The sequence below is a fragment of the Paraburkholderia sp. RL17-380-BIE-A genome, assembly GCF_046028085.1.
Taxonomy (GTDB): Bacteria; Pseudomonadota; Gammaproteobacteria; order Burkholderiales; family Burkholderiaceae; genus Paraburkholderia.
The window spans coordinates 80,981-95,547 of sequence record NZ_JARESQ010000022.1 but is presented as its reverse complement, the minus strand read 5'-3'; the positions used below and the strand labels follow the sequence as shown (position 1 = coordinate 95,547).

The window sequence follows — 14,567 nt, the reverse complement described above, 5'->3', positions numbered from 1 at the left end:
AGACGCCGCGCGGGCCTCAACGATCGAGTGGAGATCTTTAGATGAAGCAGACAGCGCAACCCGCCGACCCGCAGTTCGCGGCCGGCGTGCAGGGCAGCAGTCTATACAACGACGATCTGGCGCCGACCGGCGTCGCACAGCGCACATGGAAGTGGTATCACTTCGCCGCGCTGTGGGTGGGGATGGTGATGAACATCGCGTCCTACATGCTCGCCGCCGGCTTGACGGAAGAGGGCATGTCGCCGTGGCAAGCCGTGGTGACCGTGTTGCTCGGCAACCTGATCGTGCTGGTGCCGATGCTGCTGATCGGCCACGCGGGCGCGAAGCACGGCATTCCGTATGCGGTGCTGGTGCGCTCCTCGTTCGGCACCCAAGGCGCCAAGCTGCCGGCAATGCTGCGCGCGATCGTCGCGTGCGGCTGGTACGGCATTCAGACCTGGCTCGGCGGCAGCGCGATCTACACGCTGCTCAATATTCTCACCGGCAACGCGCTGTACGGCGCGGCTTTGCCGTTTCTCGACATCTCGCTCGCGCAACTCGCGTGTTTCCTCGTGTTCTGGGCGCTGCAGATCTACTTCATCGTGCATGGCACCGATTCGATCCGCTGGCTCGAAAGCTGGTCCGCACCGATCAAGATCGTCATGTGCATTGCGCTCGTGTGGTGGGCGACCTCGAAAGCCGGTGGTCTCGGCTCGATGCTGTCGGCGCCGTCGCAATTCGTGCCGGGCGGCAAGAAGGAGGGCATGTTCTGGGCCACCTTCTGGCCAGGCCTTACGGCAATGGTGGGGTTCTGGGCCACGCTCGCACTGAATATTCCCGACTTCACGCGCTTTGCCAGAACGCAGCGTGATCAGATCATCGGTCAGTCAGTCGGCTTGCCGGTGCCGATGGCGTTGCTCTCCGTGATCTCGGTAGTGGTCACGTCGGCCACCGTGGTGATCTACGGCAAGGCGATCTGGGATCCGATCGACCTGACGAGCCGCATGACCGGCATCGGCGTGGGTGTCGCGCTGATCATCCTGACGCTCGACACCATGTGCTGCAATCTCGCGGCGAATCTCGTCGGCCCGGCTTATGATTTTTCGAGCCTTTGGCCCAAGGGCATTTCGTATCGCGTGGGCGGCATGATTACCGCGACCATCGCGATCGTGATGATGCCGTGGAAGATTCTCGCCACCACGCAGGGTTATATCTTTACGTGGCTAGTCGGTTACTCGGCGCTGCTCGGTCCGGTGGCGGGTATTCTGATGGTCGACTATTTCCTGATTCGGGGCACCCGGCTCGACACGCGTGAACTGTTCGACGAACACGGCGAGTACAGCTATACCGGCGGCTGGAATATCGGCGCGGTGGTCGCACTCGTGATCGGCGTGCTGCCGAATCTGCCGGGCTTTTTGCACACCGCGTTTCCGGCGTCGTTCCCGAACGTGCCGGCGATTTTCAACACGCTCTATACGTATGCGTGGTTTGTCGGACTGGCGTTGGCGTCGATCGTATATAGCGCGTGGATGAAGCTGAGCAAAGGACCGAGTGCGCGTGTGGCGAGTGCCTGAGACGCGCGCACCAGTATCGATGAAACGAAGTACGTAGTACCGAAACCAGCAGTTCATAAGGAGGCGGCAACATGACGACCCTGATTCGCGGCGGCACGATTATCGACGCGGAGAACACGTATCGTGCGGACGTGTTGTGTGCGGACCCGCAGGACGGCGGCACGATCCTGCAGATCGGCGCGGACCTGGAGGCGCCGGCGGGCGCCACGATCGTCGACGCGGGCGGGCAGTATGTGATGCCCGGTGGCATCGATCCGCACACGCATATGGAATTGCCGTTCATGGGCACCACGGCGAGCGACGATTTCTACACGGGCACGGCGGCGGGTTTGTCGGGCGGCACGACGAGCATCATCGACTTCGTGATTCCGAGCCCGAAGCAGCCGTTAATGGACGCCTTCAGGGAGTGGCGCGGCTGGGCGGAGAAGGCGTCGGCGGATTATGGCTTTCACGTCGCGGTGACGTGGTGGGACGATTCGGTCTATCGCGACATGGGCACGTTGGTGGAGGAGCACGGCGTGTCGAGCTTCAAGCACTTCATGGCCTACAAGAACGCGATCATGGCCGACGACGAAGTGCTGGTGAACAGCTTCTCACGTTCGCTCGAACTCGGCGCGCTGCCCACCGTGCATGCGGAAAACGGTGAGCTGGTGTTCCAGTTGCAGCGTCAGTTGCTCGCTAAAGGCTTTACCGGTCCGGAGGCGCATCCGCTATCGCGGCCGCCGGAAGTGGAGGGCGAAGCGGCCAATCGCGCGATCCGGATCGCGCAGGTGCTGGGCGTGCCGGTGTATATCGTGCACGTGTCCGCGAAAGACGCCGTCGATGCAATCGCGCGCGCGCGCAGCGAAGGTCTGCGCGTATTCGGCGAAGTGTTGCCAGGCCACCTGGTGATCGACGAGGCCGTGTACCGCGATCCCGACTGGACCCGCGCGGCGGCCCATGTGATGAGCCCGCCGTTCCGCTCGGCCGAACATCGCGAGGCGCTGTGGCGCGGTTTGCAAGCCGGCCAGTTGCACACCACGGCAACCGATCACTGCGTGTTCTGCGCGTCGCAGAAGGCCATGGGGCGCGAGGACTTCACCAGGATCCCGAACGGCTGCGGCGGCGTGGAAGACCGGATGGCGGTGCTTTGGCATCACGGCGTGAACTCCGGGCGTCTCACGCCGAACGAGTTCGTGCGCATTACGTCGACGAACGCCGCGCAGATTTTCAACCTCTATCCGCGCAAAGGCGCGGTGCGGGTCGGCGCGGATGCCGATCTGGTGGTGTGGGACCCGAACGCGAGCAAAACGATTTCGGTGAAGACGCATCATCAGAAAGTCGACTTCAACGTGTTCGAAGGCATGACGGTGCAAGGCGTGGCGATGCACACGCTCACGCGAGGCGCGCTCGCCTGGACCGACGGCGAATTGCGCGCGGTGCGCGGTGCGGGCCGTTATCTGAAGCGCCCGCCTAACGGGGCTTACTTCGACGCGATCCGGGTCGCCAACAAGCGCAAGGAGCCGCATCCGGTCGAGCGGTAAGCGGTTCGCAGTCCCACGGGCGGCGCCGGCATCGAATGCGGCGCCGCCCGTTTTTTCATGCCGCGCGTTCGCCGCGGCAGCGCACTTCTCGCGTTTTCCCCGATGGCGCGCGACATGGGTTCCATGTTGCGATGCATGCCGCGTCTGTTCTATCTGCTGTAGAGTGGGAATCCACGTCTTAGTGGAGGTCATGGCTGCTCGCTTAGCACGCAAGCGCATATGGATCGAAAACCTGATCCTTTGTAAAAATCCAGGCCATTTGCTACAGTCCGCCCACTCAGCCGGGCGCAAGCGCCGGTGAGGATTGTCCAACACAAGACCAAGCCACCGACGTGGCACATTTGACGGAGCCGCCTGATGAAATCGATTCGTTCCATTCTGCTGATCGCGTTGTTCCAGGCTGTGGCCGTGAGCTCCGCATTCGCCGCCGATGAACTTGCGCAGATTAAATCGGCCGGCGTGTTCCGGATCGGCACCGAAGGCACCTATGCGCCGTTCACCTATCACGACGAGTCGGGCAAGCTGACCGGCTTCGACGTTGAAATCGGCACCGCGATCGCGCAGCGTCTCGGCGTCAAGCCGCAATTCGTGGAAGGCAAATGGGACGGTCTGATCGCGGGTCTCGACGTGAACCGCTACGATGCGGTGATCAATGAAGTGGCCGTCACCGACGCGCGCAAGGTCAAATACGATTTCTCCGACCCGTACATCACATCGCACGCAGCCTTGATCGTGCAGTCGAACAACACCACGATCAAGAATTTCGACGACCTGAAAGGCAAGAAGTCGGCGAACACGCTGACCAGCAACTTCGGCAAGATCGCGGCCGCGCACGGCGCGGAAGTGATTCCCGTGCAAGGCTTCAATGAGTCGATCGATCTGCTGACCTCGGGCCGCGTGGATGCCACTGTCAACGACTCGCTGTCGTTCCTCGACTTCAAGAAGCACAAGCCGGACGCGAAGGTGAAAATCGCCGCGCTCGATACGTCGAGCGACAGCAGCGACAAGTCCGCTGTATTGATCCGCAAGGGCAGCCCCGAATTGCAGGCCGCGATCAACAAGGCGCTCGCCGACATCAAGAAAGACGGCACCTACGCGAAAATCTCGCAGAAGTATTTCGGCAAAGACGTCTCCCAGTAAACGCCTTCCGCGAGTCTGAATCATGCCGGCATGGTTGCATCTGATGGCGCAGTCGCTGTGGCCCCTGCTGTATGCGGGGCTCGTGTTTACCGTGCCGCTCACGCTGGTCTCGTTCGCCATCGGGCTGGCGCTCGCGTTCATCGTCGCGCTGGTCCGCCTGTTCGGACCGAAGTGGGCCGTGGCGATCGTGCGTTTCTACGTGTGGCTGTTTCGCGGCTCACCGTTGCTCGTGCAACTTTTCGTGATCTTCTATGGATTGCCGAACGTTGGCATCGTGCTCGATCCCTTGACGGCGGCGATCATCGGGTTTTCGCTGAATGTCGGCGCGTATAACTCCGAAGTGATACGCGGCGTGATCGAGTCGATTCCGAAAGGGCAGTGGGAAGCGGCGTATTCGATGGGTATGACGCGCGAGCAGGCCTTGCGTCGCGCGATCCTGCCGCAGGCGGCGCGCGTCGCGCTGCCGCCGCTGTCCAATTCGTTCATCGCGTTGGTGAAGGACACGTCGCTCGCCGCGGTGCTGACCGTGCCCGAGGTGTTTCAGGCGGCACAGCGGATCGCGTCGGTCACTTACGAGCCGCTGATTCTTTATACCGAGGCGGCATTGGTTTATCTGGTCTTCAGTTCGGTGTTGTCGTCGGCGCAAGTCAGGCTCGAGCGCAAATTCGGCCGCCACGCACTTTTCCATGCAGGCAACTGATGATCCGACTGGAAAAAATCGACAAGTACTTCGGCGGGCAACGAGTGCTGAACTCGGTCGATCTGCAACTCGCTTCGGGTAATGTCACCGCATTGATCGGTCCTTCAGGCAGCGGCAAAAGCACGCTGCTGCGTTGCGTGAATCTGCTCGAGATTCCCGAGTCCGGTTCGCTCGAACTCGGCGACCAGCGGCTGGAATTCAGTCGCGACCACAAACCCTCGCGTGAAGCGGTGCTGACGATTCGCCGCCGCACCGGCATGGTCTTTCAGAACTTCCAGTTGTTTCCGCATCTGACGGTGCGTCAGAACGTGATGGAAGGTTTGCTCACCGTGCAGAAGTGGGATAAAGAAAGGGCCCGGATTCGCGCCGACGAATTGCTGGAGAAGGTCGGCATCGCGCACAAGGCGGATGCGTGGCCTTCGACGCTTTCGGGCGGTCAGCAGCAGCGTGTGGCGATTGCGCGGGCATTGGCGCCTTCGCCGGAAGTATTGCTGTGCGACGAGCCGACCTCGGCGCTCGACCCCGGTCTTGCCGCGGAAGTCGTGGAGGTGCTCAAGCAACTCGCCACCGAAGGCATGACGATGCTGATGGCCACGCACGACTTGCGGCTCGCCGCAACGATCGCGCGCGACGTGGTGTTTCTGAACAACGGCGTGGTGGTGGAGGCCGGTCCGTCGCGTGAAATCTTCATGCAACCGCGTGCGCCGGAGACCGAGGGTTTCGTGTCGACGCTGACCCATAGTCTGCCGGACGAGTGGACTGCATCGAGCGGGTCCACCTGAAGGTAGTGGAAGGCGTCAGTAGCAGGTGAACGGTATTGTTCAGCGCCGCAGCGCCATGCCTCACGCGCCAACGCACCAACGCACCAACGCGTCATTCCAACAACCCAAAAGAAAAGGGGGCGTCGAAACGCCCCCTTTTAACATCACGGCTACAACCGCTTAGCCACGCACATCAAACCTTAAACGCCCACGCTCTCCGTGGCATCGCTCATCGCGGCGTCGAAGAAACGTTCCTTCGCCTGCGCATTGACACGGGCATAAGCGCGATTCACGCCGCTGATCACCGCGCGAATGGACGCCGTCACCAGATTCGCATCGATGCCGACGCCGAACGCGCTGCCGGTCACATCGGCGCCGGCCATTTCGGCCACCGCCACCGCGCGTGCATCGGCGCCTTGAGTCAACGCGCGCTCTTCGTAATGTTGAATGCGCACCGGCACGCCGATCGCGTGCATCAACGCGTCGAGCGGGCCGTTGCCTGCCCCGGTCAGCACCCGTCGCGTACCGTTGATGTCGACCGTGAGTTTGATGTGCTCACGTCCCTCGCGCTCGGACAGGCTATGGCCGACGTAATGAATCGGCGCGGTGTTCTGCACGTACTCCTGCTGGAACAATTCCCAGATCTGCGCGGACGTGACTTCCTGGCCGCTGTCGTCGGTGAAGCGCTGCACGGCCGAGCTGAAGTCCACTTGCAGACGGCGCGGCAACACCACGCCATAGCCCTGTTCGAGCAGATAGGCAATGCCGCCTTTGCCCGACTGGCTGTTCACGCGAATCACCGAATCGTACGTACGGCCGAGGTCGGCCGGATCGATCGGCATATAGGGCACTTCCCAGACCGCGTCCGGTTTTTGCACCGCGAAGCCCTTCTTGATCGCATCCTGATGCGAACCCGAGAAGGCCGTAAACACCAGATCGCCGACATACGGGTGACGCGGATGGATCGGCAATTGCGTGCATTCTTCCGCGGTACGCGCGACCTCGTTGATGTTCGAGAAGTCGAGGCCCGGATCGACGCCTTGCGTGTACAGATTCAACGCGAGCGTGACGAGATCGACGTTGCCGGTGCGCTCGCCATTGCCGAACAAACAGCCTTCAATACGATCCGCGCCGGCCATCACAGCGAGTTCGGCTGCGGCCACGGCAGTGCCGCGATCGTTATGCGGATGCACGGAGATGAAGAGCGAATCGCGGCGCTTGAGATTGCGGTGCATCCACTCGATCTGGTCCGCGTAGATGTTCGGCGTGGACATTTCAACAGTGGCCGGCAAGTTGACGATCGCCTTGTGTTCCGGCGTCGGTTCCCAGATGTCGAACACGGCGTCGCAGACTTCCTTGGCGAATTCGATCTCGGTGCCGCTGAACACTTCCGGGCTGTACTGGAACGTGAACTGTGTTTCCGGCATGGTGGCGGCAATGCGCTTCATCGTGCGGGCCGCGTTTTGCGCCAGTTCTTTCACGCCGCTCTTTTCCAGATTGAAGACGATCTTGCGGAATTCCGGCGCGGTCGCGTTGTACAGGTGGACGATGGCGCGCGGCACGCCACGCAAGGACTCGAAAGTGCGTTCGATCAGGTCGTCGCGGGCTTGGGTCAACACTTCGATCGTGACGTCGTCGGGGATATGGCCGCCTTCGATCAACTCGCGCACGAAATTGAAGTCGGTCTGCGACGCGGACGGAAACGCGACTTCGATTTCCTTGAAGCCGATCTGCACCAGCGTCTTGAACATGCGCATCTTGCGCTGTGCATCCATCGGCTCGAACAGCGACTGGTTGCCGTCGCGCAGGTCGGTGCTCATCCAGATCGGCGGATGCGTGATCGTGCGCGACGGCCACTGGCGATCCGTCAAGTTGATGGGCTTGAACGCGCGGTATTTGGTAGCAGGGTTCTTCAACATTTTCTTCGTCCGTGGGTGAGACCAGATAGCTGGGAGTCGACCGGACGACGAAAAGACATAACTGGGCGCCGGTCGGAAACCGGGGCTGGGTCAGTTACTGGGGAATTGAGCGGTGCTTCGGGTATATCAGATGGAAGCGCGCAGCAGCAGACCTAGCCCGGTAGAGGGGGCTAGTAGTAGCGATAGGATGGTCTGGGCGCGGTACATAGGGCGCAATAGGAACATATTATTGGGACGGCGTCAAGCGCCGTCCCGGGCGGCGCGAGGTTAGTGGGCCGGTTTCACGAAGCGCAAGGTCATGCGATCCGATTCGCCGATGGCCGCGTATTTCGCCCGGTCGACGTCGCCGCCTTCGAAGGTCGGCGGCAGCGACCAGACGCCGTTGGGGTAATTCCTGGTGTCGCGCGGGTTGCTGTTCACCTCGCTCTTGCCGGCCAGCTCGAAGCCGGCCGCGCGCGCGTGTTCGATCACGTAGTCTTCGGTCACGTAGCCGGTTTCGATGGTCTGTTGCAGCGTGGTGCCCGGCGCCGCGCGGTGTTCCTCGACGCCGAGCACGCCGCCCGGCTTGAGCGCGGCATAAAAGGCGCGCAGGTTCGCGTCGATCTGGCCGTCCTTGATCCAGTTGTGGATATTGCGGAAGGTCAGCACCTCGTCGACGCTGGCATCGGCCGGAAAACCGTTGAACTGGCCGGCGTGCAACGTGCCGACCACGACCTTCCCGTAGACGTTGGGCGTGGCCGCCAGCTTGCGCGCGAACGCAGCCCGGCTCGCCTGTGCCTCCGCCGACGGCGTGTTCAGCGGGCCGTCGTACTGCGCCTCGTAGAGCTTGCCGTGGTCGTGCAGGTAGGGCGCGAGGATATCCGTGTACCAGCCGCCGCCCGGCTCGATCTCCAGCACGCTTTGCGACGGCGCGAGTTCGAAGAATTGCAGCGTCTCTTTCGGATGGCGGTAAATATCGCGCGCACGGGCCTTGTCGCCGCGCTGTGGTCCGGCAATGGCCGCGTCGAGCAGCGCGGGACTGGCCGACGCGGAGGGGGAAGTCGAGACTGACGGATTGGCGCAGGCGGCAACGAGCAGCGTCGCGCTGAACGCCGCGAGCGTGGTGCGCAACGCGCGGGCTGGGAGATCGGGGCGAGGGTTCATGGCATCCATTATCGGGTTCGATCGGCCTTCGAGGGAAATCGGCAATCGTCATAAGGATAGGCGCTTGCTGGATTTGCGTGGCCGGCGCTGCGGCGGGAGAAAAAAGACAGTCGCCGCGACGGCGGGGAAAAAGAGACGGTGGCCGCCGCCGCGGAGCGGAATAAAAGACCGTGGCCGCCGGTTTCCCTGTTTGCCGTCGCTCGCGCCACGATTGCCGAATCCGAAGCGCCGGGTGGCGCGTATAAATAGCGTGATGAGGGTGTAATCAGCGTTTGCCGTCGCGCGCAGGCCTGGTGTATGTCGAGCGCGACTTGATTCACTTCATTTCATTGGCCGGAGGCAGGTATGAAACGAGCATCGACGATGTTGCGGGTAGGTCGGGCTTTACTGTGCGCAGCCGCATGCGCGATCGCCGCGCAGGCGGGGGCGCAGGGACTGAGCCCGCAGGACGACATGAACGCACCGCAAAACAGCACGCGTTTGATGCCGAACGCGGCGCGAGGCAGCGAATATCCAACGCACGGCAACCAGCAGGCTGGGGAAATGAACCTGAATCCGACCGACCCGCGCGCGCAACTGGTCAACGGCTTACCGAATCACACGAATTCCGGCGGCTATGGTTCACCGCTGGCCGGCGTGCGCACGTATGTGCAACCGCAAGCGCCGTCGAATTGAGCGGTCGCGAGAACGAAGGTCGTGCCGTATCGTGCGCTGGATAGAACGCGCACATCCCTGCACGGACGATGCCGTTTTATTCGGCGATTTGCTTGCCTGCTTGCCTGCGGGCAGATTGCCATCAGTCAATGAAGCTTTGCCCAGACTCCGAACATGATCCGCAGCGTATCGTTTTGCGCGATCACCGAGCCGCCGATGATCACCAGGATCAGCGGTAAGAGCGCGGTGCCGTAGCGACGGATTGGCGCACCGAGCAATGGATGTTTCACGAGCCACACCGCGCCGGCGCACCAGAGTCCGATCATCACGATAAAGACCAGCGAGATGAACGCGCCCTCGTTGTGTGAGTGACTGGCATACAACGGCACATAGACGGCGAGGTTGTCGGAACCGTTGGCGATGGCTACGCAGGCCACCACCCACCAGGATGAGCCGCGCGAAGCGGTCGACTGGCCGTCGGCACGTACCGTCTCATCCTCCTGCGTGTTACCGCGGCCAAAGCGCTCCCACGCTTTGGCGAGCCCCACGCCAATCGGCAGGATGCCGAGCAAACCGACATATCCAGCCGGCAAATGCTTTAGCAATCCGGCGAGCAGTATCGACCCCACGATCAAGACCAGCGAACCGGCATACTGCCCGGCGATCACGCGCCGCCGCTCGCTGCCGGCTTCCGCCAGGAACGCGAGCAGCACGAACAGGTTGTCGATGTTGGTGGCGGTGTAACCCGCGACGGCGAGCAGGGCAAGGCTGAACATGCAGGAAAGCGGGTCGGTACTCAGTGATAAAGGCTGTAATAAAGGCTGTAAGGCGAAGCGAGGTTCGTCGCGAGGCCCGGTCGGGAAGTTGGCGGCGCGTCGATGAGTTGCGGCCGGTTGACACGATGCCGGTGCGAACTGTTGCGGTCAAGTGGTCTTGCGGTCATGCGGTCGAGCGGTTACTGCGGCATACCCGTGCCGGGTAGGCGGTGAAAGGGTCCATCGTCAGAAGCGGCCGGCACGCAACGAGCGTTCAGCGAGATCGCATACGGCGCGCAGAGCGGGTGCAGGTCAAGTGAGTCGTAAGCTACAATTGCCGACGGCTTGAAAAACGGAACATCAATGAAGATTCGGATTCTCTCTATCGCCTGCGTCACGACCGCTGCTGCGCTGCTGGCGGCCTGTACGACCGTCTACAAGAACACGGACGCATGCGAGCAGTTGATGCGAAGCAAGCTGGCGGACACCTCGACGGATACGCTGAAAATCGGCCATGCGGGCGCAGGCATTTACGGCTCGCGGGTGGTGGTCGAGGGATCGATCGAGCATGTGGTGGCTTCGGCTTCGGCTTCGGCTTCGGCTTCGGCTTCGGCGGCAACAGCAACGGCGCCGTTGAGCGCGTCGGGCGCGCACGCGGCGTCGGCGGTGTCTGTTGGTGCATCAGGTGCATCAACTGCTTCGGCGACCGAAGCAGTCTCGCTCAAACCTGCCAAACCGCAGAAGATCGTCACGCCGGCCGCCGCCGAATGCACGTTCCACGGGCCAACGCTAAACGCATTCAACTGGCTCGCACCGGCCAATCTCGTGACCCCGCCCGCAAACGCGACCGAATAGCGCGTCAAGCTGCAACGCTCCGCGAGTTTCGACAAACATCTAGCTACGGCGAGCCTCAAGCTCCGGCGAGCTTCAAGCCAAAGGCAGGTCTCAAGCCAAAGGCAGGTCTCAAACCAAAGGCAGGTCTCAAGCCAAAGGCAAGCCTCAAGCGAAAGGCAAGCCTCAAACTACAACGCGCCGCAAGTCACGACAAACCTCACGCCATCGCCTCCTCGCGGTGGCGCTGCTTATCCCTCACCAGCCGCAGCACGCTTTCACCGAACGCCTGCGGCCGCCCGTCAAAGCATCGATCTACCGCCCGTGTGTCGATCAGCCGCTGCCGCAAGGCGGCGCGCTCGCCATGCGCGTCGATTAGCCGTACGGCGGCGGCAATGTAATCCTCCACGCTCTCCGCCGTAGTCCACGATGGCATACCCACGCGTTCGAACAGCACGCCGTCGATCCGCTCGAACACTTCCGGCCCGCGTTTGCAGACGCCGGGCAAACCCAGCGTGAGCGCGTCGACAATACCGTTGGTATTGCCGAACGGAAACGGGCTGAGAAAAAGGTCGGAGCGATTGACGCGGGCCAGGTAGTCCGCGTAATCGTGAAAGCCGTGGACGACCGCGCGCGGCAGCGCCTCGCGGATCACTTCGCGCATACGCTCGAGCGGCAAACCGGCGGGCACGCCGCTCATGAAGTGAAACTCGACTGGCGTCGCGGCGCGCGCGCCGATCTCGCGGCACGCTTCGAGAAAGCCGGGATTGAGCTTCATGGCGCTGGCCGTAATGACGACCTCCAGCGTTTCGCGCGAGGGCGGCATCTCGGCGACGATGTCCGGCAGCGCTACCGACGGCCGGTACGGCTGCCCGTCTTTCGGCAGTTTCAGCAGACGCTCACTGAAGCAGGCGGGATCGCCGACATAATCTTCCTCGACGCTGACATAGTCGATCTTGTCGGAATGAGTCGTGGCCGGGTGGCCGAGCCCGGCGATCTGCAGCGGCGCGATGCGCAGGTTCGACATGAACACGGTCAGCGCGAACATGCCGACACTCGGCATATAGAGCACGTCGGGCTGTTGCGCCTCGGCAAAGTCGCGAATCGTTTTCAGACATTCGCCAAGATATTCGGGCTCTTCCAGTTCGATGAAACGGTCGAACACCGCGCGCCCAATGTCGTCGATGGCATAGCCGAAGCTGAAGGCCACCACCTCGAACTGCTCGCGCGCGGCTTCGAGCGTGCGCGAGTGCGTGCGATAGATCGAATGGGCGCCGCCGAACCACTCGAGTACGACGACCATGAGCGGCTTTTTGCCGCGTTGTTTGCGGTTTTTCGCTCGGGCCAGCTGCGACGCGGGAAGGTCGGTCAGTCCCAATTGAGCCAGCTTGCGGCGCACCAGTGCGTTGATGTCGCGTTTGATCTCATGGCGCCGCGGCGTGTCCGCGTAGCTGCAGAACATATACGCGTTATGCAGCAGGGCGGTGGGCAGGTCGTCGAGGTCGTCGATCTGCTGCAGTTTGCCGGGCAGCCATTCCATCAGCGCCTCGCGTTTGATATGCGCGCTCGCCGAGCCCTTGAAGACCGGCGCAAGCAACACGAGGGCGAGACAGGCGGCGAGGGATTTGTTGTACGCCCACAGCGCGGCGAAGTCGAGTTCGAATTCGGATTCCGTTGAATAGAGCACGCAAAGTTTCTCGGCGAAGCTGTCGCCGGGCAGAAACTGGGCGTTATCCGGACCACGCGGATTCAGGTTACGGGCCACGTGGTCCGCGTTGCCGAATGGGGTGGAGGAGAAGACCAGTCCGACCCATTCGTGCAATGTCAGCAGCAGCCTGAAGCACTCGTGCGGAAGCTTGAGCGCCGGGTCGGCGAACAGGGTTGAAGCCGCGCTCGCGAGGCGTGTGCAGAAGCGCTGGCGTTGCTCGTCAGGCGGCAGATCGGCGATGCCCGAGGCAAGAAAGCTGCCGTCCAGCTTGCCGCGCTTCTGCTGAAGGAGCGCTAGCGCGGCAATGAACTGGATCGCAGCCTTGACGTGCTGTTGCGTATAAACGAGCTGCTCGAAGTGATCGAGCGAAAAAGTGGGTTCTTCCATCTGCCGACAATTCAAGAATTTGCATGACTAACTAATTGGAAGCGAGTTAGCCGGATGCGAGAATTATCGCAGCCAATGGATATCAAATCTGTCCGGTCGACGAATTTGGGAATTTTCTGCGCCGAAAGAAGCCGCCTGTTCGGAAGCTCAGAACGCATAATAAGGACCCGGGCCCGCTGACGTCTCGCGCGAGGCGATCGCCGTAAAGACGCGTCGCCCGAAGAAGAACGGCAGGCCCCAGCCGAAGCCGCTGCTGGCCACGCCGGCGAGGTTATTGAACGCGTTATTCGCCGACGCGAACAGCGCGCTCGAATTGCCGATCGCAAACGACACCGTGCTCGACGCGCCATCCGTACCCGTGATCGCGGCGCTCGCGGCCTGTACCGAAGACGGGCAGTACCAGAAACCGCACTGCGGCAACTGCGTATTGCGGAAGAAGAGCCCATTCGAGCCCCTATCGAGATAGCTTTGCGAAAAAGTCTGACCGCCGCTCGTGGTGACGACGTAGCCCGTCACGCTGTTCGCCTTGAGGACGCTGGCGCCGCCGAGCACGTTATTCGCCTGCGTGCCGATGCCGAAGATCATCGAACCCGATACGCTGGCCGCGCCGGCGTCGGCGATAGCCGGCAGGTCGATCACCACGCCGTTGTTGTCGAGCGCGAAGCGGCTGACCGGATTGGTCACCTGCTGCGCGAGCGCCTGAGTACTCGGCTGGCACGCATTGCCCGCATTGCCCGCATTGCCCGTACCGCCAGTATTGCAGCTGTAGTACCAGCGCGGCAGCGCTGCATTCACACAGCCGCTGCCGCAGTCGGCCGCGAACAGGCCGACGCCGAGAATGCCGTTCGAGCGCAGGCCCGCCACCGTCTGCATGGCCCGGCCGGAGCCGGCGCAGTCGGCGGGGACGGTGGGCACTGCCGGGTCGGCGATCGTCTGGATCGGGATCGACGCGGCCAGCTGGCCGGCCATCCGCACGTCCGCGCTGCGCACCGCCCCCCACGTGTAACCGCCGCCGAACACCGCGCACTCGCCCGCGATCCCGGCGCCCGATGCGATTGCCGCGAGCGGCAGGCTCGCCGGCAGCGCGGACGCGAGAATCCGCAAGCCGTGCGAGCCGGTGTCGACCTGAACATTGTCGATCGTCGCGCAGTTGCTGGTGCCGGGCTGGCAGACGGTGACGCTCGTCGTCAACAAATTGCGCGTCAGACCTGGCGCGCTCGTGACCATGATCGGCTGGACGTTCGGCGTATTCGACTGCGGCACGGAGCCGCTCGTGCCGGAACTCGACGTGGCGGGCGGCGCGGCGGCCGACGGCGCACTGGCGGCACTCGGGCCGCTGGCCGGAGCGGCGGCGCCGGTCGGGGAAGTCGTGGCCGGCGTGCTGCCGCCACCGCCGCCGCACCCCGAGAAGGCGGCGCAGACGAGGAGCAGGGCGTATAGGCGAAGGGCGGGTTTCATGGCGTCGGGAGCATGGGTGGAAGCGGAGTCCTGAT

Annotated in this window: 13 protein-coding genes; 8 read left to right on the top strand and 5 right to left on the bottom strand. The window is 62.7% G+C overall.

Annotation, left to right across the window (positions count from 1 at the left end):
- The first annotated feature begins 41 nt into the window (after positions 1-41).
- The 5 genes from P0D68_RS30085 (at position 42) to P0D68_RS30065 (ending at position 5,698) form a co-directional block, all read left to right on the top strand.
- A complete protein-coding gene (locus P0D68_RS30085) occupies positions 42-1,553 on the top strand; it encodes an NCS1 family nucleobase:cation symporter-1 (RefSeq protein WP_408300574.1) in 1,512 nt (503 codons plus the stop codon).
- A 71-nt stretch (positions 1,554-1,624) separates the two neighbouring features.
- Positions 1,625-3,076 (top strand): dihydropyrimidinase, encoded by a 1,452-nt coding sequence (hydA, locus tag P0D68_RS30080; protein ID WP_091792767.1) that lies wholly within the window; start codon positions 1,625-1,627, stop codon positions 3,074-3,076.
- Positions 3,077-3,433: 357 nt separating this feature from the next.
- Entirely contained in the window at positions 3,434-4,216 is a 783-nt protein-coding gene (locus P0D68_RS30075) for an amino acid ABC transporter substrate-binding protein (RefSeq protein ID WP_091792768.1), read from the top strand.
- 22 nt (positions 4,217-4,238) lie between these two features.
- Positions 4,239-4,916, top strand: coding sequence for an amino acid ABC transporter permease (locus tag P0D68_RS30070; RefSeq protein WP_091792769.1), 678 nt, complete (start codon positions 4,239-4,241; stop codon positions 4,914-4,916).
- On the top strand, positions 4,916-5,698 hold the full coding sequence (locus P0D68_RS30065) for an amino acid ABC transporter ATP-binding protein (RefSeq protein WP_408300577.1): 783 nt from the start codon (positions 4,916-4,918) through the stop codon (positions 5,696-5,698). The genes P0D68_RS30070 and P0D68_RS30065 overlap by 1 nt, the downstream gene beginning before the upstream one ends.
- Before the next feature lie 179 nt (positions 5,699-5,877).
- Here the strand turns inward: P0D68_RS30065 and leuA are convergent, their stop codons facing one another.
- Positions 5,878-7,596: a 2-isopropylmalate synthase gene (gene leuA, locus P0D68_RS30060; RefSeq protein WP_091792771.1), complete on the bottom strand. Its 1,719-nt coding sequence runs from the start codon at positions 7,594-7,596 to the stop codon at positions 5,878-5,880.
- Between the two features lie 267 nt (positions 7,597-7,863).
- A complete protein-coding gene (locus tag P0D68_RS30055; protein ID WP_408300579.1) occupies positions 7,864-8,748 on the bottom strand; it encodes a class I SAM-dependent methyltransferase in 885 nt (294 codons plus the stop codon).
- A 336-nt stretch (positions 8,749-9,084) separates the two neighbouring features.
- Here P0D68_RS30055 and P0D68_RS30050 point away from each other — a divergent pair, with 336 nt between their 5' ends.
- On the top strand, positions 9,085-9,414 hold the full coding sequence (locus P0D68_RS30050) for a hypothetical protein (protein WP_408300581.1): 330 nt from the start codon (positions 9,085-9,087) through the stop codon (positions 9,412-9,414).
- Between the two features lie 125 nt (positions 9,415-9,539).
- Here the strand turns inward: P0D68_RS30050 and P0D68_RS30045 are convergent, their stop codons facing one another.
- Positions 9,540-10,169, bottom strand: a complete 630-nt coding sequence (locus P0D68_RS30045) for a cadmium resistance transporter (protein WP_408300583.1) — start codon at positions 10,167-10,169, stop codon at positions 9,540-9,542.
- Between the two features lie 342 nt (positions 10,170-10,511).
- On the opposite strand from P0D68_RS30045, the gene P0D68_RS30040 reads away from it, so the two are divergent.
- The gene (locus P0D68_RS30040) at positions 10,512-11,003 is read left to right on the top strand and encodes a hypothetical protein (RefSeq protein ID WP_408468787.1); all 492 of its coding nucleotides are present in this window, start codon (positions 10,512-10,514) and stop codon (positions 11,001-11,003) included.
- Positions 11,004-11,199: 196 nt separating this feature from the next.
- Here P0D68_RS30040 and P0D68_RS30035 read toward each other — a convergent pair whose 3' ends face one another.
- Together P0D68_RS30035 and P0D68_RS30030 are read right to left on the bottom strand one after the other, a co-directional pair.
- Complete coding sequence (locus tag P0D68_RS30035; RefSeq protein WP_408300587.1) at positions 11,200-13,074, bottom strand: glycosyl transferase family 1; 1,875 nt, start codon at positions 13,072-13,074, stop codon at positions 11,200-11,202.
- 147 nt (positions 13,075-13,221) lie between these two features.
- On the bottom strand, positions 13,222-14,301 hold the full coding sequence (locus P0D68_RS30030) for a DUF3443 domain-containing protein (protein WP_408300589.1): 1,080 nt from the start codon (positions 14,299-14,301) through the stop codon (positions 13,222-13,224).
- On the opposite strand from P0D68_RS30030, the gene P0D68_RS30025 reads away from it, so the two are divergent.
- Complete coding sequence (locus P0D68_RS30025; protein ID WP_408300591.1) at positions 14,294-14,566, top strand: hypothetical protein; 273 nt, start codon at positions 14,294-14,296, stop codon at positions 14,564-14,566. The genes P0D68_RS30030 and P0D68_RS30025 overlap by 8 nt on opposite strands.
- Position 14,567 lies beyond the last annotated feature (1 nt).